Here is a 26,821-nt window from a genome sequence, read left to right as displayed (position 1 = left end):
TCTGTAATATGAGCAAATCAACAATGACAACGGCTCAAGCATTGGTGAAGTTCTTGAACCAGCAATATGTGGAAGCAGACGGAGAACAATATCCATTTATCAGAGGAATCTTTACCATTTTTGGTCACGGCAATGTGGTTGGATTAGGGCAAGCGCTGGAGCAAGATCCCGGTCACTTAACCGTTTACCAAGGATGCAATGAGCAAGGTATGGCCCATATCGCCACAGGTTTTGCTAAACAGAAAAAACGCAAACAGATTTTTGCCGTAACATCATCTGTTGGCCCTGGCTCCGCCAATATGGTAACCGCCGCGGCAACTGCCACAGCTAATCGCATTCCTCTGCTGTTATTACCCGGCGATCTCTTTGCCTGCCGCCAACCTGATCCAGTCTTACAACAGGTTGAACAGTTCCATGACTATACTATCAGCACCAATGACTGTTTCCGCCCGATTTCTCGTTATTGGGATCGTATCTCCAGACCAGAACAGCTAATGAGCGCTATGATTAATGCGATGCGAGTTCTAACCGATCCCGCTGATGCCGGCGCCGTCACAATCTGTTTGCCACAAGATGTTCAAGGCGAGATTTGGGATTTTCCTGACTATTTCTTTCAAAAACGAATTCACCGCATTGAGCGCCGCCCTGCTTCCATCGCCATGATTAACGATGCCGTGGCGCTCATAAGCCGCAAGAAAAAACCCTTGCTCATCTGCGGTGGCGGAGTGCGCTATTCAGAAGCACATAACGCTTTCCGTCAATTTGCAGAACACTTCAATATTCCTTTTGCTGAAACACAGGCAGGTAAAAGCGCCGTAATTGCCGACCATCCCCTAAATTGTGGCGGTTTAGGCACAACTGGCTGCCTTGCTGCCAACCTGATAGCCAAAGAAGCCGATTTGATTATTGGCGTTGGCACCCGGTTTAGTGATTTCACCACGGCATCCAAATCGCTATTTCAGCATCCAAAAGTCGAATTTCTTACTATCAACGTAGCGGAATTCGACGCCTGTAAACTGGATGCAATCCCCGTTGTATCAGACGCCCAAGCAGGGTTAAACGCTATTGCGAAGCAGCTTACTCAATTGCATTATCGCAGTGGCTATCAAGATGAGATTCATCAAGCGCGAGAGGCATGGCGCAAAGAGTTAAATCGTCTGTTCGATATTGAATATCAGGCAGATTTCACACCAGAAATTCCCGGCCATCTTGATGATAAATTGGAAGAGTACAGCCAGACATTACAAACCCGCCTGCCACAAACCAGAGTATTGGGATTATTAGACAAATATCTGGAGCCAGAAGCGATTATTGTTGGCGCATCAGGCTCCCTTCCTGGCGATTTACAACGATTATGGCAACCCAAACAACCGGATACCTATCATCTTGAGTATGGCTATTCCTGTATGGGCTATGAGATAGCCGCTGCTATTGGCGCTAAACTAGCCTGTCCCAACCAACCGGTTTATGCCATAGTCGGTGATGGCGCTTATATGATGCTTCATTCAGAGCTGCAAACCGCAGTACAGGAAAATATCAAAATCATCGTGTTGCTGTTTGATAACACGGGATTCGGCTGTATCAATAATCTACAAATGAGCCAAGGGATGGGCAGTTTCGGCACAGAAAATCGTTACCGGAACCCAGAAAGCGGCAACATGGATGGCAAACTGATTAAAGTCGACTTCGCCAAAAATGCAGAAAGCTACGGCTGCAAAAGTTACCGAGTCCACGATGAGCGACAACTGCTTGACGCATTACAGAAAGCCCAAAAACAGACCGTACCGGTACTCATAGATATCAAAGTGCTGCCTAAAACGATGACGCATGATTATGAATCATGGTGGCGAATAGGCACTGCGCAAGTAGCGAAAAATCCAGCTATAGAATCTGCCGCAAAGAAAATAAAGGAGATGGTTGCAACCAAAGTACGCCAATATTAAAAAGTGATGGCCTGTAAGACAGCAGGCCATTTTCCCTTTTCTAATCATTTTAATGCTAGTTTTGAAATTCTTATTCTAAAAACGAATGACTTTTTCTCTTCCCTCAATCTCTATGACCAAACGTAGCAACCACCTAGTCTAATGCATATTATAATTTGTTTTTAAAAGATAAATACCCAAAATCATCCAGCATAAATCTTACTTTACGTGATCTAATTAACACAAATCTAATATTGTTATTAACAAAATGCTACGCCGCACTCAAAAATATAATTTCCAAATATTTAAAAATTGAAATAAATGTTTTATTTGATATATTTTAAAGTATCTCATAAGCAGATACCTAGGTATCAAGGAGCATCCATGTTCAACATTGCATTATTTGGCGCCGGACGAATTGGACAAGTACACGCGGTAAATATCTCTCATCATAAAGAAACTTCTCTTTACTCCGTTGTCGATCCACATCAGAAAAGTGCTGAACTTTTAGTACAGAAATATCAAACAAAAAGACAAACTATTGAACAGGCAATGTCCGACCCTAAAATAGATGGCGTTCTTATCGCCTCGGCAACAGATACACATGCAGACCTGATCGAACTCGCAGCAAAACATCATAAAAAAATCTTCTGTGAAAAACCGGTTCATCTTGATATTGAACGTGTTCGTCATTGCCTTGAAACCGTTAAACAGTATCAGGTTCCCTTATTTGTTGGCTTTAACCGTCGTTACGATCCGCAATTCCGCCGAGTAAAAACACTATTTGACGCCGGCGCAATAGGAAAAGCCGAATCTCTGCTGATTATTTCCCGTGATCCCTCACCTCCTTCTGCTGAATATGTCAAAGTTTCTGGTGGTATGTTCCGGGATATGACAATACATGACTTCGATATGGCACGTTTTATTATCGGTGAGGAACCCTGTTCGATCTACGCTCAAGGCAGCAATCTGGTTGATCCAGCTATTGGGCAAGCGGGTGATATCGATACCGCCTTTATCGTTATGAAATTCCCATCAGGGGCAATGGCAACCATTACCAATAGCCGTCGTTCCGGGTATGGCTATGACCAACGGATTGAATTACATGGTGAAAAAGGGCTGCTTAGCGCAGGTAATATTAAAGAAAACAGCGTTGAACTCTGGGAAAACAGTGGTTGTTTAACAGCCAAGCCAGAGCATTTCTTCTTGCAACGTTACCGGGAAGCCTACATTGCTGAATGGGACCATTTTGTCGATGTCATGGCTGGTCGCGCCACGCCAGAATGTAGTGGCGCCGATGGCGAACAAGCACTTTATCTGTCTGATAAAGCACTCGAATCTCTGCAATTAGGGAAAGAAATCAAATTATAAAACAGCCCTACATCTCTAACTAAAACTAACTGACTTACATTTATTTTCATCGTAAAAACGGGAAAGGCCGCTTTCCCGTCAGTATATTGCTGCCTGAAAACAGTCAATCAGGCTTGGAGGATAGTATGTTAGCTTTTCTCTCATTTATTGGTTTTACCCTATTAGTGGCTGGCTTCGCTTATTACAAAACCCATAATGCTCGTCTGACAGAATCTACTGAAGGCTATTTTCTTGGCGGACGATCTCTCACAGGTGTTTATATTGGTAGCTCTATGTTATTGATGAACCTGTCCACAGAGCATTTAATCGGTTTGAATGGATTAGCATTCCGAGCCGGATTTATCGTTATGGCTTGGGAAGTGATAGCCGCTGTAACAATCGTTCTATTTGCTATTTATTTCCTGCCTAAATATCTGAAACTCGGTATTTCAACCATCCCGGAATACCTTGAACGCCGATTTGATAAAAATACGCTGCTTATTACCTCAATTCTTTTCCTGGCTATGTATATCATTTCACTACTCCCCATTGTGCTGTATACCGGCGCAATTGCATTAGAAAGTCTATTCCAGGTTTCCAATGTATTCAGTATTGATAAGACTACGGCATTATGGATTATGGTTTGGGGCGTTGGTGGATTAGGTGCGGTTTATGCCATCTTTGGTGGTATTAAAGCCATTGCCGCCGCAGATACCATTAACGGCATTGGCTTAATCGTTGGTGGGTTAATGGTGACTATTTTTGCTCTGCTCTATGTCGGCAATGGCAATGCCTGGCAAGGATTAGTTGAAGTTTATCAATCTAATCCTGATAAATTTAACTCCATCGGCAGCGAAGATTCTCTGGTTCCTTTCTCCACGCTATTTACCGGCCTAATTGTTTCCAATATGTTTTTCTGGTGTACCAATCAATCCATTGTCCAGAAAGCCCTGGGTGCAAAAAATCTAGCGGAAGGACAAAAAGGCGTGATGTTGTGTGCTTTCCTTAAACTCATTATGCCATCTATTATTATTCTACCCGGCATTATTGCTTTCCATATTTTCAAAGGACAAATAGATAATCCAGATAACGCCTATCCAGAATTAGTCCATCTAATTCTGCCGGAAGTATTGGTTGGTTTCTTTGCCGCTGTGGTCGTTGGCGCCGTATTTTCCACATTCAGTGGCGGACTTAATTCATCCGTGACACTGTTTATCGTCAATATTTACAAACAGCGAATCAACCAAAATGCCACCGAAACTCAAACAGTCGCTATGAGTAAATATTTAGGGATCGGATTAGCGTTAATCACCATGATCGTCGCACCGTTAGTCGCTAATGCACCGGATGGTCTGTTCTATCTCATTCAACAATTACAGGGGATTTTTAACGCGCCAATTCTCAGTGTGGTATTAGTCGGTCTGATGACTAAACGAGTACCGCCTATTGCTGCTAAACTTGGCCTATTATTCGGTATGTCTGCCTATATTATCTGTAATTTCATTTTAAAAATTAACCTGCACTTTTTTCACCTGGTTGGCATTTTATTTATTCTCAATATTATTTTCATGTTGGCTATTGGCTACTTTTTTCCAGCTAAACCATTTGAAGATATTTATACCGAACAGGTAAATATTACGCCGTGGTCTATGGTGAAACCGGTTGCATGGTTAATTACACTCTGTTCAATTTCTATGTACGTATTTCTCGCACATAATGTTCCCAAGGCAATCATGATTATTTATTATTCGTTCGCTGTATTAATACTATCTTATGCGCTATACCAGATAGGTAAAACACTATTCAGGAAACTTGTAATAAATAATACGCCCCAAAAGCCGAATAAAGATAATTAGCTAACTTTATTACCCCAACATTATTATTAGAATAACCTACAACCAGGATTTCCCTGTATCCCATATTCGCAAGAGGAAATCCTGGGAGTATAGCGATTCTTTTTGCTAACTAATTCCATATATACCAAGCCATAAATGGAACAAAAATTCTAACATTCTATTTTTTCAGCTCTTACCTCTGAATGGTACCTAATTAATCAGAAAATTAACCCTATATAACGCGACGTTAGCTAAAAAACCCTTATCAGATCACAATTTGAAATTAATATTTCCATTTAAGTTGATAATGAAATAAACATTTCCTATAACAGATGTATGACAACAACCAAGGCTACTGGCAAACACTAAAAAATTGACTGCAACAACAAACGACCTATCCGCTTCTATTTGGAGAAACAGCTATATGGAAGAGATTCGTATCGGCCTAATCGGTACTGGTTACATCGGACGGACGCATGCCATTGCTTACGCACAAGCACCTACTGTTTTCCCTCTGGCAGGCAAACTAGTTTGTGAAATGGTAGCGGAAGTTTCTGCTGAACTCGCCGCAAAACGGTCTGAACAATTAGGTTTCCGGCGCTTTACTGACAATTGGCGCAAATTAGTATCAGATCCCGATATTCATGTTGTTGATATCTGCTCACCAAATTTCCTTCATAAAGAGATGGCTCTCGAAGCAATCAAACATGGCAAACATGTTTATTGTGAAAAACCACTGGCACTAAACTCAACTGATGCACAATTAATGGCCGCAGCCGCCAAAAAAGCCGGCGTGAAAACATTAGTCGGTTTTAACTACATGAAAAACCCCACCGCACAACTGGCTAAAGAGATCATTTCGAATGGTGAAATTGGTGAAGTCATTCACTTCTACGGCACTCATAACGAAGATTATATGGCTGATCCATTCACCCCTATTCACTGGCACTGTTTCAAAGATAAAGCTGGATTAGGTGCATTAGGGGATCTTGCTGCTCATATCATCAATATGGCGCAGTACCTGATTGACGATATCGAAACTGTTTGCGCAGACATGGCCACTGTCATCAAACAACGCCCGGAAAAAACCGGCTCTAGCATTATGGTTGCGGTAGAAAACGAAGATCAAGCACATGCTATGGTGCGTTTCAACAGTGGGGCAATGGGTGTTATTGAAACCTCCCGTGTTGCCTGCGGCCGCAAAATGGGTTTGAGCTACACCGTTACAGGAACAAAAGGCGCTTTGAGCTTCACACAAGAAAGAATGGCCGAACTGAAACTTTACCGTCACGATGAACCGGCAAACCGCCAAGGCTTTAAAACCATTCTTATTGGACCGGAACATCCTGACTATGCGCCATTCTGTCACGGCGCAGGTCACGGCATCGGTTTCAATGATCAAAAAACAGTGGAAATCAGAGATTTGATCAATGGCATCGCCAGCAATAAAGAGATATGGCCAGATTTCACCGAAGGATGGAAAGTCTCACGTATTTTGGATGCCATTGCTCGTTCTTATCAGGAACAACGTTGGGTGAATGTCACTGAAATTAATTAACTCTTCTTATCAACACTCCACTGTCGGAGCTAATCATAGCAACACTTGATGTTGTACTTAATAAGGAATGGTTCAATGGAGCAGCAAAAAAAATTTGATGTTATTTGCATGGGACGAATCGCCGTTGACCTTTACGGCCAACAAATCGGAGCACGTCTGGAAGACATGGGAAGTTTTGCAAAATATCTTGGGGGTTCTTCCGGTAATGTTGCCTATGGCGCCGCTCGTCAGGGGCTTAAATCCTCCATGCTAGCCAGAGTCGGTGATGAGCATATGGGACGTTTCCTTAGGGAAGAGTTACAAAGTGTTGGCTGTGATACCAGCCATCTAACTATTGATAAAGAACGCCTTACGGCACTGGTGCTGCTAGGAATCAAAGATAAAACAACGTTTCCCTTGATCTTCTATCGTGATAACTGCGCCGATATGGCAATTACCCGTGACGATTTCAGTGAAGAATACATTGCATCAGCCCGTTGTCTGGCAATCACCGGAACACATCTTTCTCATCCTAACACTCGCGATGCGGTGCTGACGGCCCTTAACTACGCCCGCCGCAACCGTGTGAAAACAGTCATGGATATTGATTATCGCCCGGTACTTTGGGGATTAACTTCTCTGGGAGACGGTGAAACACGTTATATCGCATCGGAACAGGTAACAGCTCAGTTACAGGAAGTATTATCGCTATTTGACCTCATTGTCGGCACAGAAGAAGAGTTCCATATTGCCGGTGGTTCCACAAATACCATCGAAGCACTACGCAACATTCGTAAACTCACGTCTGCTGCATTGGTTTGCAAACGAGGATCACTGGGATGCTCTGTTTTTACCGCTGAAATCCCTAATGATTTGGATAATGGCATTACCATACAGGGTGTTCGTGTCGATGTGCTTAACATACTCGGTGCAGGGGATGCTTTTATGTCCGGCTTGTTACGCGGCTATCTTAATAACGAAGGTTGGGAAAAAGCCTGTACCTACGCTAATGCTTGTGGCGCATTAGTTGTTTCTCGTCATGGATGCGCCCCGGCAATGCCAGATAAAACAGAGCTTGATAACTATCTATCACGCGCTAATCAAATACTACGCCCTGATTTGGATGAAACACTTAATCACCTCCACCGTATTAGCGCCCGTAAAAATCAATGGGATGAACTGTGCGTAATGGCCTTTGATCATCGTATTCAATTTATCGAATTAGCCCGACAAGCAAATGCCAGTATCAAGCGTATTTCATCATTAAAACAACTTCTATTGCGCGCCAGCCGAGAAGTTGCCACAGAAGCAGGATTACAAGGAAAAATAGGCCTGTTATGTGACAGCACTTTTGGTCAGGATGTTTTAAACGAAATTACCGGTCAAGGTTGGTGGATAGGCCGCCCAATTGAGCTACCTGGCTCTCGCCCGCTTTGTCTGGAACATGGCAACATCGGTTCCCAACTGATTGACTGGCCGCTTGAACACATCGTCAAATGTCTGGTGTTTTTCCATCCAGAAGACGCTCACCCACTCCGCCTAGAGCAAGAGAAAAAAGTTCGGGAAATTTATGCCGCATGCTGTAAATCTGGTCACGAACTTTTACTGGAAGTGATTCTACCTGCGGAAATGAAACACTCAGATGAATTCTATATTCGCGCACTTAGACGCTTTTATAACCTTGGCATTAAACCGGATTGGTGGAAACTCCCACCTCTCAGTTCTGAAAGTTGGGACAACATTAACTATCTCATCCAGCAACGAGACCCCTATTGCCGAGGCGTCGTTATTCTTGGTCTTGACGCTTCACAAGAAGAGCTGGAAATGGGTTTTAATGCCGCAGCCGGCAAATCTATCGTCAAAGGTTTTACTGTCGGAAGAACCCTATTTGGTCAACCATCCCTAAAATGGCTAAAAAATGAGATTGATGATAACCGATTGATTCAGAAAATAAAAACCAACTATCACAACCTGATTAGCCTATGGCGTCAGCGCGGATAGCAACATAATAAAATTATTTTATTCAATTAGTAGGAGCACCATCATGGCTGTTCAACTTGGTATCAACCCTCTAACCTGGACTAATGATGACTTACCCACTCTCGGCGCAGACACACCACTGGAAACCTGCTTAACAGAAGGCCGCCAAGCAGGTTTTACCGGTTTTGAATTGGGCAATAAATTCCCTCGTCAGGCCAACGTATTGGGTCCCATTCTTGCCGCCCATGATCTCATGCTGGTATCTGGTTGGTACTCTGGCGAATTACTCACCCGCTCAGTAGCGGAAGAGATTAAGGCGGTACAACCTCACCTGACCCTGCTACGCGAGCTGGGGGCTAATGTCATGGTCTTTGCGGAAGTGACAAACTGCATTCACGGCGATCAAAATAAACCAGTTCATCTTCGCCCTCAATTTCCAGCTAACCGCTGGCAAGAATATGGTGAAAAATTGACTGAATTTGCCCGTTACACCCAAAAACAAGGTGTTCAGATTGCTTATCACCACCATATGGGAACGGTTATTGAAACTGAGGAAGATATTAATCATCTGATGGAAAATACCGGTGATGAAGTTGGATTATTGCTGGATACCGGTCATTTGACCTTTGCTGGCGCTGATCCACTGACTGTCACAGAACGCTGGGCAAAACGCATTAATCATGTTCACTGTAAAGACATCCGTCCTGATGTACTCAACGATATAAAAAACCGTAAAACCAGTTTCCTTGATGCGGTGCTGAGTGGTGTATTCACGATGCCGGGAGATGGTTGCGTTGATTATCCGGCAATTTTCCAAGTGTTGAAAAAACAAAATTATGGAGGCTGGCTGGTAGTTGAAGCAGAACAAGATCCTGCTATTGCTCACCCATTCACCTACGCAACGATGGGTTATAACAATTTACGCAAATTTGCCAGAGATGCCGGATTGTTTTAATTAATCACAACCTGATTCATGCAAAAATAGTACTGAGGGTAGATAATATGTCCAAATTATTATCAAAATATCATCCACCGGATCAAAACAAACGAACTCAACATATCACGCCGGAATCAGCAAACTGGAAGTATGTCCACTTCGATGTTTATGAGTTGGCTTCGGGTGAAAAAATCACCTTACCCGCATCAGAAAATGAAACCTGTCTGGTTTTGGTGGCAGGCAAAGCCACAGTGACTACGCCACATCAACGGTTTGAGCATATTGGCGATCGCATGCAGCCATTTGAACGCAAAAAACCTTATGCCGTTTACATCACTGCGGGGGAATCTGTTGAAATTATTGCCGATACCGCTCTTGAACTCGCGGTATGCCAAGCTCCGGGTAAAGGAAGCTACCCGACTCGACTGATTACGCCACAGGATATTGATGCAGAACAACGTGGCAATGGCTACAACCGACGCTATGTTCACAACATCCTACCGGATAATAAACCTGCTAATAGCTTGTTGGTGGTTGAAGTCTTTACCGGTGAAGGCTGTACCAGCTCCTACCCTAGCCATAAACACGATACCGACAATGCGCCACAGGAAACCTATTTGGAAGAAACCTATTACCATCGCCTGAACCCATCTCAAGGGTTCTGCATGCAACGTGTCTATACCGATGACCGTTCACTGGATGAATCAATGGCTGTTTACAACAAGGATGTGGTAATAGTGCCCAAAGGCTACCACCCAGTGGCAACCATTGCCGGTTACGACAACTATTATCTCAACGTAATGGCCGGACCAACTCGTAAATGGCTATTTACCTGGGAAAAAGACCACCAATGGGTTAATAGTGAAGAATATGCACAAAAACATATCAATTGATGCATATCGAACAGAAAATAGGTTGCTTTTTTAGCGCACTCAATCGAGTGCGCTGCTGCCTGTACGGCAGTGAACACAAACCAATACCGGGAGTTTTTAGCTCGTATTTTCTAAGCTGCCTGTGCGGCAGTGAACAAGAAGAATCAAGGTTTAACCCGAATGCTATCGTTTCTAAGCTGCCTGTGCGGCAGTGAATTCTGTCAATGTGATGCTGAATTATTCCCAGATTTTCTAAGCTGCCTGTGCGGCAGTGAACTTAGACCACATCTCAATTGTAGTATCAGGTATTTTCTAAGCTGCCTGTGCGGCAGTGAACTGTTAGATACTACCTTTAATTTACTGATTATTAAAGAACATAATGATAAAAAGCAGAAAAACCCTTTTTATTAGCACAATATAATATTATATAAAAATCAACAAGTTAAAATTAACTGCAAAAAAAGGGTAAAAATAGGGTCGCATATCTGGTTAATGCAATGATACCCAATGCTTCAGAAAACCAGCTAAATATCCTAAAACTGAGCTGCTTACTCTTTTTACGATCACATATAGTTGTATAAAATAGCGGGCAATTTTTTTATAAAAATTAAGAAGATTGATCCCTTTTTCATGACTAATTCTATTTTAAGAGAGATACAAATGACTTCGCTACCCATTTATCATGTCGATGCATTCACCGATAGCCCATTCTCTGGTAATCCAGCCGCTGTTGTTATATTAGATAATTGGCTTCCAGATGAAACTCTATTATCTATTGCTATGGAAATAAATCTCTCAGAAACTGCTTTCCTAGTCGATAACCAACTACGTTGGTTTACACCAAAAGTTGAAGTTGATTTATGTGAGCACGCAACATTAGCGACAGCTTGCGTAATGGTTGAACATTTATCCATTACTGATAATCCCATCGTATTTCAAACTCGCTCCGGGAATATTGCCGTTTATCATGGCAACGGTACTTATACACTTGATTTACCCAGAGCTACTTACAAAAAAGAGTCCGCTCTACAAGCAGATATCGAAAATGCATTAAGTCAGAAAATATCCGAACTTTTTGTCTCTCATAATCGCTACATTTGTTTACTAGAAACCGCAGAACAAGTTTTAAATACAAAACCTAATTTTGACAAAATAGCCACTCTGCCTTTACCAGGAGTTGTCATAACAGCACTGGGTGAACAACAAATTGACTTTGTTTCCCGATATTTCGCACCTGCTAAGGGCGTACCAGAAGATCCAGTAACCGGATCATCACATTGTGTATTAGCCCCATTTTGGAGCGACCGTTTAAATAAACAGAGATTGTATGCACGCCAATTGTCAAAACGCAGTGGAGACATTATGTGTGAATTACATGGAGATCGGGTGCATTTATCAGGCAAAGCCACATTATTTTCCTACGGGCATATCGTCCTCAATTCCCTAAATATTTCTTAAGATACACACGTCAATAAGTATTATTAATACAAAATTTTAAGGAAAAAAAGAGTTCTGCTATTAATAAAGCAAAACTCTTTTTTTCTGGCTGCCTGTACGGCAGTGAACAAACAAGCTCGGCAACGTATTCTAATAAGCAATTTCTAAGCTGCCTGTGCGGCAGTGAACGTTGTTCCGTTTGTAAATGATATGCCTACATGTTTCTAAGCTGCCTGTGCGGCAGTGAACGCGGATATTAAAGACTCTGTATTTTTAGTCATTTTCTAAGCTGCCTGTGCGGCAGTGAACTTGTTAGATACTACCTTTAATTTACTGATTATTAAAGAACATAATGATAAAAAGCAGAAAAACCCTTTTTATTAGCAGCGGCTAATCCCTTAAATAAATCAATAAGTTATAATTAGCCGCTAAAAAAGGATCAAAACCAAGGGACGGTAGCTGATGAACTTAATCCATACGAGCTAAAAACTCCTGATGTCGGTTTGTCTTGTATTGGCCCTTGTTTGACAAACAACAGAAAACTTTGACCTGATGACAAACTTTTGAGAAACAAGAATGGTAAATGAGTACGTTGCTCTTTGCTGATAGAAATGCGTTGTAAGGCTTGTTCCTCCGTTAACCATCCTTTTTTAATTGAACGACGACGAAGCCGCTCCACGCTACTTTTAACCTGCACTCGGCTGACACAACAGTACTTAGTTTCTTGGGGAATTGGCTGAATATCAGTCATTTCAGTGTAGTCCCGAAGTCCTTTTAACCAAGATAAAGACTGCAAATCATTCAATGCTTCATTTGCACCGTGAATCCTTAGCGTATCCCCCAGTGTTTTTCTCGCACGGGGAAAACTGACCCCAATACGTCCGTTACCTACTTGCCCCAAAGCCCGATGCAGTTTAGCAAATAACGCTTCCATAAGGTCTTGCTGGCTAAATTCAGGATCGGAAAGAACACGGATTTCAAAGTAATAATCCATCTGATCCCCTTATTCACCTTTTTCACCAAAAACACCGCCACGAATTAGCGTCGCCATAACATAGTGTTGTTGCTCTACTTCTGGCGCTTTTCCTTTAACAACCCAGTTATCTAACAAAGTATAAAAATCCATTTTTACTTTAGGCTGACGATAAGCCTTACCACGACTGGTGACAGAACCATAGGGTTCAACCGCTATTGGGCCAAGACCTAATTCCGTAGCGTCTGGGTACCACGTGTCAATAGTGCGGAGCGCATTACCCACTTTTTGCGAATGAAGTGCAGCGATCTCATTGACTTGATACAACACTTTGCTTTTTTTACTGTTACTATCGAGAACCAACTCTTGAGAAGGGAAAATCTCCTGTCCATGCCCCAAACGAACAAATGCCTCAACATTGAATAATGTTGATCTATCGCCTGCCAATCCTTCTGCAATTTCGGCGGCAAGTTCAGCTAAATCACCGTCTACCTTACCAAATTCACGTAGGCTGAAATTTTCGCAATCAAACTCCCACCATTTGCCACTCTTACCACTTACGCGAACCTTAATTTCTTCTGCTCCAACTCGGTTACGCCACAAAAACCGTCCATTAGCCAAGTTTTCTGCATAACGTGCTGCAAGTGTTTTGAAACCATGTTCAGCGATATAACCGTTAATCACGTTTGCCAGTTCAGCTTGATAATCCTGATCATTACATACTGATGGTGTTGAAAGATTGCCTAAGACCCGTAATGTAAAACTAACTTTTAGGGTATCCGCATCAAAAGGCAATGCGGCAACATCGACACGTTGCAGGTTTGCTTTTTGAATCTCCGCATCCAGTTTGGCTGGATCGCTGGTTAATGCATTTTTCAAACGGTTAGAAATCGTCCCCCGGACAGCTTTTTCCTGAATAGCAATAGGTCTCCATTCACCGTCAATTTGTTTCCAATTTCCAGCAAACATTAAAGCATCAGAGTTAGAAAGTTTACGTTCAAATGCCAGTACAGAAGCTGTTTTAATAGTGGATTTAGACATGTAGATATCCTTCTTTAAATTAATCAGTCGATTATTCTTACTTTCTTATTGGGTTTGGATTGACGGGAAACAGTCTGTTGATTACCACACCTGTATACACCCTCTCCTTCTTGATAGTCATAACACCAGAGTAACTGGCGAATATCATTAATACGGTGCGGGCTTTTCCATTCGCCTACCCCATAGATTGCTTCTACAAAACGAAATGGAGTATTAGGATCACGAGTTTTATCTACTTTCCCGGCGGAATATAATGGTGATATCGCTTGATAACCCGTCATCAAGGGGACTAAATATCCCGAAGCAGGTTTGGGGATATATTCCCAATATGCAGGATCACCAATTTCAGGTTGCTTATCATCCTGAGTAGGAATTGCCCGCATTTTAATAGTAGAAAAATCAAGCCAAGCATCAATCATCTCTGCTTGAGGATTATCCTGTTTTAATTCTTCGTAGTGTTTAGCTAACAATTCAGAGCGATCTAGCAAGGCAAAACCCGGTAGTAAACGACGCATTAATTTACGGGTTGCCTGCCCTTCCTGCGGAAAAGCAATAACATTAACTTTAGCAATTTCAATAATAGTACCACCTGCTAGTCTTTGAGTTGGACATATTTCTAGTAAATATTGTTCCAATTCGTCAGCCCCTGCATCGCCAGCAATTTCACCAGAACATTCTATTAATAAAGAAACTGTCATATGCATACGACCTTCTTCATTAAAAGAAGCTGTCTTTTCTTCTCTGGTTAATGGATTGCGGGTTAAAGCAAAGACTTTATCCCTAATAGGATCAGACTGATGAGCATGTAGTTGGTGGTTATGACAAATAACGCCACAATTTTCTAATCTTAAATCATGGCCTTGCTGTAACTTACGTGAAAGTGCATGAGTAAAACCAAGAAAATGAGTGATTGCCGGAAAACCATAGGTTAAACCAGTAATCGCATTAGCATTCTCTACACAAATATGACGTAAAATAATTAAATGGCTCATAGCGGCACCTCTGGCAATTCATACTCAAATTCACGTAGTCGTTCTTTAAACACAGAGGCCCATTCATTACGTTCAGTTAATCCAAATTCTAACCGTTCATGACGCAATTCGTTGTTCAACCAAAGACCAAAATCGTCAGCAATTTCTTTTTTCCAGTCTCCACCTTCACGTTCAAATTTGAATATTTCATCCTGTTGACAACGATAGGGATCAAGCCAAAGCTGCTGAGAACGTTTTAATTTACAATTCGCACTCCAACCTTTAAATTCAACCTGATCCTGTACACTAGCAACATAGCTAAATAAAATATCAATAATTTCATCAATATATGCCTGACGATTCTGTCGAATTTCTTCCGTACGTTTTTGTGCACGAAATAGATATTGTCGCATCAATCTGACAGTACGATAAGATAACCGAACAAACTGACTACGCTGTTCAAAAATGGATCTGTGCCGTTCCGGCAGCTTGATATTACTTTGCCAGTTAGGAGCAGAACAAGATAAAAGCCAAGCTCGTCCACCTCGTACGCTATTAAGGTAAGAAATATTCTGCGGCTTAGTTCCACCTATATTCTGCACAGCCGTATTGGGATAAATTACTCTAGTTTCAGGATGCCAACGTTCTTCTTTCTTTGCCTTATTAATTTCTTTCGATGATTCACCAAAACGGGCTTCAGCGATACGCTGATACATCGCATGAGCCAGAGATGACGAAAATAATGGACTTAATAAATGATACTCACCACTCTCATTATTTATCGGGAAATAAAGTTGCTTTGCCAGCTTATGTGAGGAAAGCGTTTCATCTGATAGAGCTTGACGAAATCCATTCACCCAACGTTCAAGTTGCTGTTCATTTTCCGCCAATTCAGCTAATGCTGAATAATCTCCCCGATTTAAACACGCCACCAATGAATCTTCTTGGTATTCTGTTTGCAATAATTTTGCAACATCAAGCGCAGCAGCATTACCAACTGAATCGATTACAGGTTTATACAAAGTTGCAGTAGAAAGATATTTTCCAGTTGTATTTGATGATGTCGCAAAAATACTACTACCTCTGGCATCACTATGAGTAAATTTCAGAGCATGTGTCACTAAACTGATTTGCTTTGCCCTGTTAGCGGCATCATCTAACCAATTCCTGACTTCATAATGTTCTTCCAACGCCTTACGCTGTTCAGCGATCTCTTGCTGAACCAGTGTTATATCCTCCGAAGATGTTAACTTTGCCAGTCTCTTTTCCGCTTCTTTATCAAAAGCCTCCAGCTTTGGCTGTTTACGGTTTCCAATATAATCAGTAATAAATCGACTCAACCCATTTTCATTCATAACCTCTATTTCACCTTATCAATAATGGTTATCAGAATACGCTATCTCTCAAACAGAGAGATAACGCTATGCTTATTAGTCAATCAATCTACTAGTTAGCAGAACCTTGACTGATAGTAACAGATATTGTGATTGCTTTTTGACCTTGAACAACACTTGGCTCCTTATGGAAATCAGTCACGGAGGGCAGATATATAAGTAGCATGATAACCATACTCAGTAGATTTCCTGCCTTACCGGGTTTCTTATTAGATTTTCTTTTCATCGCTGTTCCTAAAATGAACTGTTTACAGATACACTTTATACTACACCGATAAAATGATCAACCCATGTCGTCTTATTCTTAGGTATGAAATTACATATGGAATTTAATTTTTCAAAATACTTAACTATACAAGAACTGCTGTATAAGCAGCTTAGAAACATGTTGTCTTAATCTTAGGTAGAAACCAACTGCCGTACAGGCAGCGGCGCACTCAACTAGGTGCGCCAAATACCCCTAAAAACGGATGATAACACCATGCGTCTCCGCCATCTTTTTTCCTGAGGCAAATCTCACCAAAGCGTTGGCTGATATCTTTTAGTTCCATCTCATGGGTATCAGCCAGATCTTGGTAAATTGTCTCAGTATCAAGTTCAATCCAAATATTTACACCCGACGCAAACAATAGCTCCTGTACATCCTTAAACTTACCATCGTCTTTTATCCCAGCAGGACCACTGTCTGGAGCCATAAATTTCGCCTTTTCACCCTCTTCTTCAAGCCACAGATAATACAATCGATCAGATTTATAACCAATTTCAGGCTTACGAAATGGCTTATAGAGTTGAAGTTCCGCACACCATGAGGCTTGTTTACGCCACCAAAGTGCTGAGCAATAACCATGTTCATTATCAGAAACACCTTGAAGCTCTTCCCATAAACGTTGATGCTCAAGATCGACCAAATTTTCAAACGGTGAACTATCTCCAGCATTATCGCGTTCCTTTATTCTCGGCAATGCACTGATTAGTTCATATTGATAAGGTTCCAGTAATTCATGTAAATCATGACTAGCAAAAAGATAATCTTTCGATTCAAACCCTGGGCGACAATAAACCGGATGTTCTAAATTAGTCGCTTTAAGTGCGTTATAGTTTTTCGCCAGAATATGCAGATTAGGCACCCGTGGTTCTTTTCGTCGATGACGTTGAATACGTCCAGCAAGTTGTATCAATGAACGCATTGAACTGGGTTCGGCAATGGACCAGTCGTAATCGTGATCCCTCCCTACTTCAGCTACAGAGGTTGCTATTACCACAAAAATATGATGCCTTTCTGGTGTCTCTTCTAATGCTTTGCGAATTTCCGCCACCTGCCACAACGATTCTTCATCGTATCGTGTTAACGTTGAATCCAACCGATGTTCAAGATGAGAACGTATCGCCAAAGGATGCTGGCTGTGATAAACACAATAATGGATACGCACATTTTCAGGGGATGGTATTTGTAATAACCGCTGTGCAACAGCAACTAGTGGATTAATATTTGCCATACGGATTAAACCAATAGAGACGGTTTTACCCGATGAGTGGGTTTGATGATGTTCTTCATGCAACTTCAATATAGAGCGATTCATCACTTCGGCGATAGTATTAATAACATCATTAACTTCACAACTTTCAGAAATAACCGGTACAAGTTCAGCTTTACGCAATGGCACCGTTTCTTTAAGCCTGCCAATACGCTTATTAACGAAAATGTTATGCTGTTCCTGAAACTGATATGCATCGACCACATCCTGTTGCGTTGTTTCATATTCATCAAACCAAGCACAACAGATATTCACCGGAGCACCTGGTTGACCACATGCTAATTGATAATCTTGGCGTCCAGCCCGATAAGCATTGAACAATGTCTGAATCAACGCAGGAGGTAATGTGGCCGATGAAAACAATACCCGCGAACCTAATAACCCTGCCCAGTTCACTAACCTACATAAAGCAGGCAAGTCGTTAATATCAAAATCATCCGGCTCATCCAACACCAAATCAGAAGTAAATAACCTCAGCATGGGTGCAATTTGCTTTCCACCACGAATACCCTCAGTGGCGGGAATTAAATGGTCGATGGTTGTCACCAGCACAGGTGCGCTAAGTAGTTCGTTAAGTTTATCATTTTTTTCGTTCAACTTATCTTTGCATAACCATTTCCCCAAGTAACCACCATCTAAGCTGCCGTCATAACTAATATATTGATGTTCTGCAAATAATGCTTCCGCGGATATACTACCCACATCAGGTTCAAGCTCCTTTTGACGAAGTTGAAGTTGATGCAACTCTTTCACTGCCTGAGAACCAATAAGCACCGCCAGATCGTCTTCTTCCAAGTACAATCTTTTACGTAATGCATCACCGGTTTGTAACGTTAACGTTCTTAACCCCAAAGCAATGGAGAAACGGCATCCTTGTTTTTCATCAGCTAATCCATACATGATGCGTGCATTAGCAAAAGTTTTACCACAACCAGTAGAAGCCATATTAATGCCAAAAAAACCCTGTTCTACTGAACGTTCACGTAAAGCACATGCAACATCGAACGCCTGATCCTGCCAACGATATTTTTCATCTTTACTGCGTTGTTTAAATCCTTTGTGCCGGGTAATCGCAGGCAGCGTTTTGCGGATATGTGGCAAGTTTCTCCCTAGTAATAAAGCATTCTGCCCAACACCAATATTGTGTTCATCTAATCGCTGCTTGCACTTGCCGGTGGTCTTATCAGTATTGGCAAATACCCCATAGTTAACATCCTGCCAACCCAAAGTTGCAGGCAACGATGAATAATGATGATCGGCCAGCATTAAAACCAGTCGAGACATATGACTGGTGAAACGCTGGTTCAGATTGCCATATTGCGATAATGACGCTGATTGCAGCGCTCTTCGCGCAAATTTTTGTGCTTTCTGACGCCAAGTCTGACTGCGGATAGGTGTACCATTTGGGAATGTCCAGACATCATGTTTATCCTGATCACTCCAGACCTTATTATCCATGTTGACTGAATTCCATGACGGTTCTAAGTGCTTAGTCAGCCAACTATCAATATCTTTTAATTGTGGTCTGCGTACATACCGATCGTCATAACTAGGATAAACAGGAAGACGATGATGAGAGAGGATTAGCCAAGCAACAGTGGTTGCCAATGGCGGTAAATCAGTAAAAGGGTTTGCATAGGAATTGATACCATCCTTAACCAAGCGGGAAAGAATCTTATCCTCATCACCAGACTCAATCTGACTCAACGAAGTTAACCATTCCTTATCATCTTGCTTATCAACAAATGCCTGAAAAAGCCGCAAAGATACCCATTCATGTCGGTACGGTTGAAACCGCCCGTCTCCTCGTAAACCTTGCTGGAACAACGCATTAGCTTTACCAAAATCATGAAATAACCCGGCAACCGCCGCCAATAAACTGATAGCTTCTACACTATGCCAGTGATTTTCATCCTGACTTTTCAACACATCACGTTGTGTTGTATTTGTAGGTACAACTCCCCGAGAGTTAAAGCGTCGCAAATTCCCGACTATCCATAACAGTTCAGTTTGACCACCACTTTTTATCCAATGGCAAGCAACCGCCGTATTACGACGTGCCGTTTTACGCAATAGCTTACGCAAAGTATTTAAACCTTCCAGTGTGATAGCCGTTTGCCAAGTTCTATCACCTTTACGTTCAGCAAATTGATCCAAAATTCGGCGGGTTTCTGTTAGCGCGCGTTTATTACATTGAGAGACTAAAAGAATATTCATCGTGCCACCTGACTCAGTTGCTGAGCAATTGTTTGCATGCAGGGCATCAATCATAGTGTCCAATGCCTCAGATTTTTGAAATCCACTAATACAGCGTTGGCGAAATTCCTGTTCATCTTCTCCAGCCATTGCCGCTTCTAAGCTGCCTGTACGGCAGTGCACATTACCTGCAATATTGTTGAGTATTAGTGAATTTTCTAAGCTGCCTGTACGACAGTGCACTATTACATATTAACTTTAACTTGTTGATTTTTAAATAGCATAACTATTAAAAAATGAAAAAAACCATTTATAAGTGATAATTAATTTATCCATAAAATCAATCAATTACAACTCCCTTCAAAAAAAGGGTAAAAATAAGGTAGCAGCAAAAATATCATCACATACTTAAGTCGTCTGTCCTAAGATCTGTGCAGTAAGTGAGAATTGTTGCCTATAAAGCGTTCAATGATGATGAAGCCAATTCACTGAATTCGATTATCAACAAAAATCAGTACCTCTTAATCTCGCAGCCCCTTTTCAATAGTGACATCATCCAATACGCCAACAGTTGTATTAATTTCACCATGAATTTAAATATTGAAAAGCTCAATATTACCCAATTTACCAAGTCTACAATTTATATTTTCAGCAACATAATTAGCTTGATTAGAGATATAATCTATATCACTGTCATTACGAGATTGAATATAAACATTACAGATAAAAAGTGATTATTTACTGCCACCATTTCAATTAAACTCCTCTACTCATAAATTACTTTATTTTTATTCACCTATCTTATTAGCTAATAATCCTATAATAATTCACCCACCTAATATACCACCATTATATCAATCACTTATACAAACAGTTTCAGCAATCACTCCCATCATTAAATAAAAACATCAGGTTGTTTTCTCATATATCTAATATTCCATTCTATCTGAACAATGGTAAATTATCTCCATAATTAAGGAAATGCCCTGAAAATATCAGAGCATTTTTTTAAGTTAAACGCATCGCATACTATTAGCGCCGTAGTATGGTGTAAGAAAATATCATGTTACGAAGATAATCGTTGTCAACTTTATTATCAATGATTTCACCGGTCTCAAGAATTAATCGATGAGTTGGTTCTTTTGAGCAAAGAATCATGAGCCGCATTTTATCTTTTACAAGCCAGCTATCATTGCTCGCAGGACTAAGCCAGTGAGATTTGAGCAAGATATTACCCTGACTATCGCAAGGCATTTCATTAAATTTTACCGTCCAGTTAGCATCAACTTCCGTTTTTTTATTGATAGGCCCGTTCTCACCTTGAATATCAACAGAACCATAAAATAGGAATTCACCATCAATAAGGTGAACTTTACCGTCACGCCCCGAATATCCTAACCCAATATTTTTAGGGATATTTACCAATGTTTGATATTGAACACCTTTAACTGAATACATCATGTTTCAATCCCCTTTGGTATAGTTACTGTATGAAAATAGAATTCAACTACTCCTGATTTAACTAACAAATGCAATATTATGACTCTATGAATAAATAATTTCACATTCCTTTAAATCATTCATTAACTTTTCCATTCCATATTTTTTATAGCCAATTATTTAACCCGATTATAAATAAATTTACCCATCAACAAGAAACTTTATTAAATCCTAATGTTTTAAAAAGACAACTTTAAATCACTCATACTATTGCAAATAAAAACCATTTAAACAAATTGATTTTTCATATAAACCAAATTAATCCTTTGCATTAAAAAACCTATAAACCATTATTTTTAATTCTAAAAAATCACATGAATTTCAATTGAAATCAATTATAAAAAATCATTTGGAATTTGTCTAATATAAAGATTAATAAAATAAACCGTTATCAAGCATCAATTTGTATTCATTATCATCAGAAAATCAAGACAAATTCACATCCATGTGATTTTATATTGTTTCACTGAACTACTTAAAATATCAGAGTTTATTAAAAAACAATTTATTTCCAAGGGATTTTTATTAACTATTTTGAGATTTCGATGCATATAACCAATAAGTATATTTCTCATGAAATTCTTTCCTGAGTTGTTTGGGTAGTCTCTTAGCCAACTTTTCTATTTCTATGCGGTAATAGCTTTCAATCTCATTAACCGTTTTTTCTGGATTGGATTTAATTAATCGTTCCGCTAATTCTTTAATCCGATCTTCAACCAGCTCGTTACCGTCTCTCCCCCACCGATAAAATGAAAAAGGAGCAAGTTCTGATGGAGTGAAACTTTTAAGTTTTTCTAGCTCCATTTTCTCTTTTTTTAGTTCCATTTGTTCTTTAATCTCAGACCCGCAATGCTTACATTTAATAGCCATTGGGTTAACTTTTTCAGCACAAAATGGACAGTTTACGTAGTTCTCTTGATTATCCTTTTTTCTGTTACCGAACAAGATCATTATTAAGCCACAAAAAACAACGAAACAACTTATCAAAATAAAATTTTGCCTTTGTGCTATTAACCCTATGTTATTAACTCGACCACCATAGCCAGTCGAAACACTAACATCCATATTAAAAGCAGTAAAAATAGCAATAATTCCCACAATTAGAATAAGAACACCAAACCCCTTCATCACTCAATCTCATTTTATAAATAAAATATCTTAACTATTATTTACCTTTGAAAAAAGCAAAAGTAAATTTTAAAAACCTATATTTAGGTGCCAATCACAAAATAACGGCAATTATTATTCATTATGAGGTAAATCAATACTAACCATTTTTGGATACAACTTACATATCCCACTATTAAATGAGCTAATTAAGAGCCAACCAATTAAGCCACCAAATATTATATTAGTAAGCTAATGAATATATTTTACATCCAATTATATTTACCACACCACCTTTGCGTTATTAATAAATTCAAAAAATTAACCACTCAGAAATAAATATTAACTTTACAGATAAAACTGTTTGTAATATATCTCACCAAATAACTGCAATGATAAAAGTATCATTATTAAATTACGACTATCTGAAATAAAGAAGAGGAATTATTGAATAATGGGAAAGTAAGCTGCTATCACTGTGAACAATAAGGGCCAAATGGCCCTATCATTATGCAGCCTTTACAATATAGTTAAATGCGATATTGCGAGGACGATTCTCTGAGGCTACAGGAACAACCCTTGACGCCAGAAATCCAAAGCCATATGGAGTATCCCCATCAGAGACATTTAATGATTTGAAACTGCCATCTGAGGCTATTCCAAGAACTTGACTAGCATAAATAGCCCCTCTTGTTGCCAAATGATAGTTTGGCGCTATCATGCCAGCGAATGAACCCTCAATATTTCTGATGGCATCCCCCTGAGAAGTTAAAATTCTACGGCCGCTATCAACACCGCGTTTATCATCCCAACCTCGAATAAATTCACCTCTTAAATCGGGCAATTTACCCTCAGGATAAGCTTCTGCTAACTTTGGGTACTGTAATTTATCGAAAGCTGAACCGTTACAAGTAAAATAGCCAGTAGGTGGATGAGGCAATGGCCAGGGAATAGGAGAACCAACAGGAACTTCACTGATTGTTTCAATTCGATTATCTGTATATTCACGTAATGAATTTACTATTTCCTGAGCAAGCTTTTGTGTGACTCCCAATGTATCACTCTCACCAATCACATTTGTAAGCTGAACAACACCTTTTTGTGTTAATGAAGCATTGGGAATGTCTGTTGCAATTTTTTGTTCTAATGCTTGATTTAATTGTGCAGTAAGCTTGGCTATATCCCCATTATCCAAAACCTCAGCGCCAGATCGTTCCGCAATAAAATTAGCTACAACAGATGATATTATTGAGGATTGGCGTAATACCTTATTTAACACATGAGTAGAAACATTCTCTGGTGGAAACCCCGTCTGTAAATTCTGACTTTCTTCATATTTTTCTTGACTCACTACATTAGCATCATCACTAATAGAAAATGCTTTAAAATCATTTTTTTGGTTCATATACCTTCCTTAAATTAAATAATGCTATTTCACAATCAATATATTTAAATCAATATAAAAACAATCACCTTGCAACTCATGACAATCAAAGTCTAGTTTAGAAAAATAATAAAGTGTTGTTCTTATTCCTTATAAGGTTAACTAATTTTGTATAATTGATTACAATAAGCAATTCAATATCAAGAAGTTACTAATCTCTCCCTTCTTTCATTTCTTACTACAATTTTTCTATTTCAAGTTATAGGCTGAATCTCTTTCAATATCCTAACTAAAACATCAACAAAACCATTGTATGAACGACCTGTTTATTCAAGCCATCGATTGTTCCGGCTACTGAACATCAGACGCTTGCAGAACGTCAACACGAATAAATTTTTCCATTCGAATAGAGAGGCTTTCACTGTTGCTGTGGAGACGTCTAAATCAACAGAGTGCTGTAGCAATGAGAGTGTTTCATTTGCTTGTTGTAACAATGCTGCTTGCTGTTGTTTTGCATCGTTGATTTGATGAAATTTTAAGAGGTCTTTATCTTGAGGTTTTATTGTTTCAACTTATCGAGCGGAGGAGAGATTCAAATAACAACACTAATATATTGATAAATAACAATTAAATTAATAATAAAAATAAAACTATACATATTACTATACACAAAAAATCTCATTACTAAATATGACTATCTGAAAGAGAAGAGAGAAATTATCGAACAATGGGAAAGTAAGCTGTTATCGCTATGAACAATAAGGTCCTCACGGCCCTGTTTTCACTTCGGCACTTCCGGCTACTGCACATCAGGCGCTTGATTCACATCTACACGAATCAGCAACACTCTGTACTTTTTCCATGTCAGTAAAGCGGATTTTTCTGCTTCGGTAGCGATATCTAAATCAACAGCATCTTGCAATAATGCAATGGATTCATTCGCGTGTCGTAACACAGCTACACGCCTCTGCCCCGCTTGTCCAATCTGATTTGCTTCCAGAGCGACATTATCAGTGACCCATTTTGTACCATCCCATTTATCAAAATTGGTGGCCGGTTGCTCGAAAGTCAGAGTTTCAGGTAATTCACCCAGTTCAGTGATTTCCCGTTGAGTACGTGTTAATGTGTCGTAAGTGATTTTTCCGCGATAATCCGGGACGATTTCCCAACGGCGTTTATCTACACTGTGGCAAACAGCTTCGCCGTCAGACTTCGGTAACTCAGGAGCATCAGGATAAGCTCCTGCTGATAGACTAACTCCAAGCATGACGTATTCAATATCTGAAGCGATAAATTCTCGAAAGCACGGACTCAACCAGCTTGGCGGTGATCGGTTTTTCACCTGTCTGGTATCCTGCTTCCATCGCCAGCTTCAGATGCAATTGCACCTGCAATGGAGTCCGGAGTTTCATCGCCAGCAGGTCGACAGCCTCAGTGGTCAGGATATATTCCAGCTTACCCTTACCGGTGCTGGTTTTCAGCAGCCACTGGATGTATTCACGCTGGCTGCCGGTGATCCCGTCCAGCGTAAAAATATCGGTACGATAACCAATGTCCCTGCCTGCCGGTGTATGCGTCAGCCAGTCAACCTTCAGGGACTGCATCATATTCTGGAATACATGGCTTTTGGCCACCGGACCGTTATCGAGATACAGCATTTTCGGGCGGCCCTGGAAAGGAAAACTAGGTCTGACTTTTAGCGCCGTGGCATTAAAGAGAAAGCGCAGCGCTGACTCCGCATCTTCACCGTACACACCGGTATTCCTGGTAAGCGACACCGCTCTGGTCATCCACCACGCTGAACAGCATCAGTGTGGGTTCGCCCCGCGCAGGGTCTACCTAGTCAGGCCGCTCAATATGTTTGAGGTCGGACGGTGACATATCAAACTGCCAATTACTGTTTTCAGCCTGAAATCTTACCGCCGGAGGCTCCCGTGACAGGCGGGGCTGCTCCAGACGCCAGCGGGAAAGCCAGCGATTGACTGTCTGTTTTCGAAGTAAACCTTTGGGACTTCTGATCAATCCCTGAACAGTCGCCACACCATGCTCTTCCAGCAACTGTATTGCCCGTCCGGTCGACAGATGGCGGCCAGATTTGTTAGTAGTACGTAATTTCAGTGCGGCAATCAGTTCACAGTAATGTTCCAGTTCGGACGATTGCAGAACCCGGGGCTGACCATGATCGCTAGTGCTACACCAGCTGCTCATAATTTTCCAGAGTCCGGTAGACTGACGCCCACCCGATCCCGAGCTGGCGGGCAATTGCCGTAGCGCCCATCTTCTCAGTGGTGTACAGGCGATATACCTCAGCAGGATCTATTGAGGGCTTTCTTCCGCGATATACGCCACGGGCTTTCGCCGCTGCCGTTTGCGTGTCTACAGGCTGTTCCGTTGCCCTGAGTGTTACGCCCTGCTGATTAAGGGCATACACGATATCCTGCAGGTCCTTAATGCTGCGAGCCAAGCGATCCACGCGGGTCACCATCAACGTATCGCCGGGGCGCAGGAATTCCAGCAACAGCTGCAACTCACTCCTTCCGGTTCGGCTGCTTCCACTGGCTTTTTCTGAACGAATGATTTCACAACCAGCAGCACGGAGTGTTTGTGTTTGCAGGGTGAGATCCTGGTCGCTGGTTGAAATGCGGGCATAACCGTAAAGAGCCATAATTGAGAACTGTCTCGTTTAACTCTAGATGATGAAAACGTCACACCAGGATGAGACAAAAACAACCCAAATGAGACAGAAAAACTGTCTCACTGAGCTGTGCGTTTTGGGTGTACCTGTAAAATACAATTTAGCCAGTTCACAGGGCTAAGATATTTCAAATGCATCTTCACAGAATTTCTATC

Annotated in this window: 20 protein-coding genes and 1 pseudogene; 8 read left to right on the top strand and 13 right to left on the bottom strand. The window is 40.9% G+C overall.

The features are described 5' to 3' along the window. Positions 1-8: 8 nt before the first annotated feature. From iolD to EAE93_RS01430, 8 genes are all read left to right on the top strand, one after another. On the top strand, positions 9-1,943 hold the full coding sequence (gene iolD / locus EAE93_RS01465; protein ID WP_250150836.1) for a 3D-(3,5/4)-trihydroxycyclohexane-1,2-dione acylhydrolase (decyclizing): 1,935 nt from the start codon (positions 9-11) through the stop codon (positions 1,941-1,943). A 363-nt stretch (positions 1,944-2,306) separates the two neighbouring features. Then, positions 2,307-3,293, top strand: a complete 987-nt coding sequence (gene iolG, locus EAE93_RS01460) for an inositol 2-dehydrogenase (RefSeq protein WP_214038926.1) — start codon at positions 2,307-2,309, stop codon at positions 3,291-3,293. Between the two features lie 125 nt (positions 3,294-3,418). Then, positions 3,419-5,128 carry a solute:sodium symporter family transporter gene (locus EAE93_RS01455; RefSeq protein WP_105397280.1) on the top strand — a complete coding sequence of 570 codons (1,710 nt, stop codon included), beginning with the start codon at positions 3,419-3,421 and terminating at the stop codon, positions 5,126-5,128. Positions 5,129-5,531: 403 nt separating this feature from the next. Then, positions 5,532-6,665 carry a Gfo/Idh/MocA family protein gene (locus EAE93_RS01450; protein WP_105395852.1) on the top strand — a complete coding sequence of 378 codons (1,134 nt, stop codon included), beginning with the start codon at positions 5,532-5,534 and terminating at the stop codon, positions 6,663-6,665. Positions 6,666-6,740: 75 nt separating this feature from the next. Further along, on the top strand, positions 6,741-8,645 hold the full coding sequence (locus tag EAE93_RS01445) for a bifunctional 5-dehydro-2-deoxygluconokinase/5-dehydro-2-deoxyphosphogluconate aldolase (protein WP_214038925.1): 1,905 nt from the start codon (positions 6,741-6,743) through the stop codon (positions 8,643-8,645). Positions 8,646-8,688: 43 nt separating this feature from the next. Further along, positions 8,689-9,579: a myo-inosose-2 dehydratase gene (gene iolE, locus EAE93_RS01440; RefSeq protein ID WP_214038924.1), complete on the top strand. Its 891-nt coding sequence runs from the start codon at positions 8,689-8,691 to the stop codon at positions 9,577-9,579. Between the two features lie 47 nt (positions 9,580-9,626). Beyond that, a complete protein-coding gene (gene iolB / locus EAE93_RS01435) occupies positions 9,627-10,454 on the top strand; it encodes a 5-deoxy-glucuronate isomerase (RefSeq protein ID WP_036807260.1) in 828 nt (275 codons plus the stop codon). A 639-nt stretch (positions 10,455-11,093) separates the two neighbouring features. Continuing rightward, positions 11,094-11,891 (top strand): PhzF family phenazine biosynthesis protein, encoded by a 798-nt coding sequence (locus tag EAE93_RS01430; RefSeq protein WP_214038923.1) that lies wholly within the window; start codon positions 11,094-11,096, stop codon positions 11,889-11,891. Positions 11,892-12,309: 418 nt separating this feature from the next. On the opposite strand, the gene cas6f is transcribed toward EAE93_RS01430, so the two are convergent. The 13 genes and pseudogenes from cas6f to EAE93_RS01360 all read right to left on the bottom strand — a co-directional run bounded on the left by cas6f (position 12,310) and on the right by EAE93_RS01360 (position 26,636). Continuing rightward, entirely contained in the window at positions 12,310-12,864 is a 555-nt protein-coding gene (gene cas6f, locus EAE93_RS01425; protein WP_105397276.1) for a type I-F CRISPR-associated endoribonuclease Cas6/Csy4, read from the bottom strand. Positions 12,865-12,873: 9 nt separating this feature from the next. Beyond that, complete coding sequence (gene csy3, locus EAE93_RS01420; RefSeq protein ID WP_110087107.1) at positions 12,874-13,884, bottom strand: type I-F CRISPR-associated protein Csy3; 1,011 nt, start codon at positions 13,882-13,884, stop codon at positions 12,874-12,876. A 23-nt stretch (positions 13,885-13,907) separates the two neighbouring features. Next, positions 13,908-14,876: a type I-F CRISPR-associated protein Csy2 gene (gene csy2 / locus EAE93_RS01415; RefSeq protein WP_214038922.1), complete on the bottom strand. Its 969-nt coding sequence runs from the start codon at positions 14,874-14,876 to the stop codon at positions 13,908-13,910. Next, positions 14,873-16,210, bottom strand: a complete 1,338-nt coding sequence (csy1, locus tag EAE93_RS01410; protein WP_110087106.1) for a type I-F CRISPR-associated protein Csy1 — start codon at positions 16,208-16,210, stop codon at positions 14,873-14,875. Before csy1 ends, csy2 begins: the two co-directional genes overlap by 4 nt. Positions 16,211-16,301: 91 nt before the next feature. Continuing rightward, positions 16,302-16,475: a hypothetical protein gene (locus tag EAE93_RS01405; protein ID WP_181148487.1), complete on the bottom strand. Its 174-nt coding sequence runs from the start codon at positions 16,473-16,475 to the stop codon at positions 16,302-16,304. Positions 16,476-16,686: 211 nt separating this feature from the next. Continuing rightward, positions 16,687-20,163, bottom strand: a complete 3,477-nt coding sequence (cas3f, locus tag EAE93_RS01400) for a type I-F CRISPR-associated helicase Cas3f (RefSeq protein WP_214038921.1) — start codon at positions 20,161-20,163, stop codon at positions 16,687-16,689. 849 nt (positions 20,164-21,012) lie between these two features. Continuing rightward, complete coding sequence (locus EAE93_RS01395) at positions 21,013-21,441, bottom strand: hypothetical protein (protein ID WP_110090326.1); 429 nt, start codon at positions 21,439-21,441, stop codon at positions 21,013-21,015. Positions 21,442-22,005: 564 nt separating this feature from the next. After that, a complete protein-coding gene (locus tag EAE93_RS01390; RefSeq protein ID WP_214038920.1) occupies positions 22,006-22,611 on the bottom strand; it encodes a hypothetical protein in 606 nt (201 codons plus the stop codon). A 484-nt stretch (positions 22,612-23,095) separates the two neighbouring features. Next, positions 23,096-23,992 carry a phage tail protein gene (locus tag EAE93_RS01385; RefSeq protein WP_040152315.1) on the bottom strand — a complete coding sequence of 299 codons (897 nt, stop codon included), beginning with the start codon at positions 23,990-23,992 and terminating at the stop codon, positions 23,096-23,098. Positions 23,993-24,297: 305 nt separating this feature from the next. Then, positions 24,298-24,534, bottom strand: coding sequence for a tail fiber assembly protein (locus EAE93_RS01380; RefSeq protein WP_415186272.1), 237 nt, complete (start codon positions 24,532-24,534; stop codon positions 24,298-24,300). A 236-nt stretch (positions 24,535-24,770) separates the two neighbouring features. Next, positions 24,771-25,313 (bottom strand): tail fiber assembly protein, encoded by a 543-nt coding sequence (locus EAE93_RS01375; protein WP_332007951.1) that lies wholly within the window; start codon positions 25,311-25,313, stop codon positions 24,771-24,773. A 196-nt stretch (positions 25,314-25,509) separates the two neighbouring features. After that, positions 25,510-26,158: pseudogene (locus EAE93_RS24260) on the bottom strand (IS481 family transposase); the annotation flags it as partial. A 4-nt stretch (positions 26,159-26,162) separates the two neighbouring features. Next, on the bottom strand, positions 26,163-26,636 hold the full coding sequence (locus EAE93_RS01360; protein ID WP_214038918.1) for a recombinase family protein: 474 nt from the start codon (positions 26,634-26,636) through the stop codon (positions 26,163-26,165). Between the last annotated feature and the right edge of the window lie 185 nt (positions 26,637-26,821).

Origin of the sequence: Photorhabdus akhurstii (assembly GCF_018448925.1) — a bacterium.
GTDB classification, from domain to species: domain Bacteria; phylum Pseudomonadota; class Gammaproteobacteria; order Enterobacterales; family Enterobacteriaceae; genus Photorhabdus; species Photorhabdus akhurstii.
The sequence above is the reverse complement of the archived record's forward strand: the minus strand, read 5'-3'. Positions and strand labels throughout refer to the sequence as shown.

What these genes read in the sequence shown, in the direction of transcription:
- iolD (WP_250150836.1), top strand. Translation starts at nt 9, where the DNA reads ATGAGCAAATCAACAATGACAACGGCTCAAGCATTGGTGAAGTTCTTG.
- iolG (WP_214038926.1), top strand. Translation starts at nt 2,307, where the DNA reads ATGTTCAACATTGCATTATTTGGCGCCGGACGAATTGGACAAGTACAC.
- EAE93_RS01455 (WP_105397280.1), top strand. Translation starts at nt 3,419, where the DNA reads ATGTTAGCTTTTCTCTCATTTATTGGTTTTACCCTATTAGTGGCTGGC.
- EAE93_RS01450 (WP_105395852.1), top strand. Translation starts at nt 5,532, where the DNA reads ATGGAAGAGATTCGTATCGGCCTAATCGGTACTGGTTACATCGGACGG.
- EAE93_RS01445 (WP_214038925.1), top strand. Translation starts at nt 6,741, where the DNA reads ATGGAGCAGCAAAAAAAATTTGATGTTATTTGCATGGGACGAATCGCC.
- iolE (WP_214038924.1), top strand. Translation starts at nt 8,689, where the DNA reads ATGGCTGTTCAACTTGGTATCAACCCTCTAACCTGGACTAATGATGAC.
- iolB (WP_036807260.1), top strand. Translation starts at nt 9,627, where the DNA reads ATGTCCAAATTATTATCAAAATATCATCCACCGGATCAAAACAAACGA.
- EAE93_RS01430 (WP_214038923.1), top strand. Translation starts at nt 11,094, where the DNA reads ATGACTTCGCTACCCATTTATCATGTCGATGCATTCACCGATAGCCCA.
- cas6f (WP_105397276.1), bottom strand. Translation starts at nt 12,864, where the DNA reads ATGGATTATTACTTTGAAATCCGTGTTCTTTCCGATCCTGAATTTAGC.
- csy3 (WP_110087107.1), bottom strand. Translation starts at nt 13,884, where the DNA reads ATGTCTAAATCCACTATTAAAACAGCTTCTGTACTGGCATTTGAACGT.
- csy2 (WP_214038922.1), bottom strand. Translation starts at nt 14,876, where the DNA reads ATGAGCCATTTAATTATTTTACGTCATATTTGTGTAGAGAATGCTAAT.
- csy1 (WP_110087106.1), bottom strand. Translation starts at nt 16,210, where the DNA reads ATGAATGAAAATGGGTTGAGTCGATTTATTACTGATTATATTGGAAAC.
- EAE93_RS01405 (WP_181148487.1), bottom strand. Translation starts at nt 16,475, where the DNA reads ATGAAAAGAAAATCTAATAAGAAACCCGGTAAGGCAGGAAATCTACTG.
- EAE93_RS01395 (WP_110090326.1), bottom strand. Translation starts at nt 21,441, where the DNA reads ATGATGTATTCAGTTAAAGGTGTTCAATATCAAACATTGGTAAATATC.
- EAE93_RS01385 (WP_040152315.1), bottom strand. Translation starts at nt 23,992, where the DNA reads ATGAACCAAAAAAATGATTTTAAAGCATTTTCTATTAGTGATGATGCT.
- EAE93_RS01360 (WP_214038918.1), bottom strand. Translation starts at nt 26,636, where the DNA reads ATGGCTCTTTACGGTTATGCCCGCATTTCAACCAGCGACCAGGATCTC.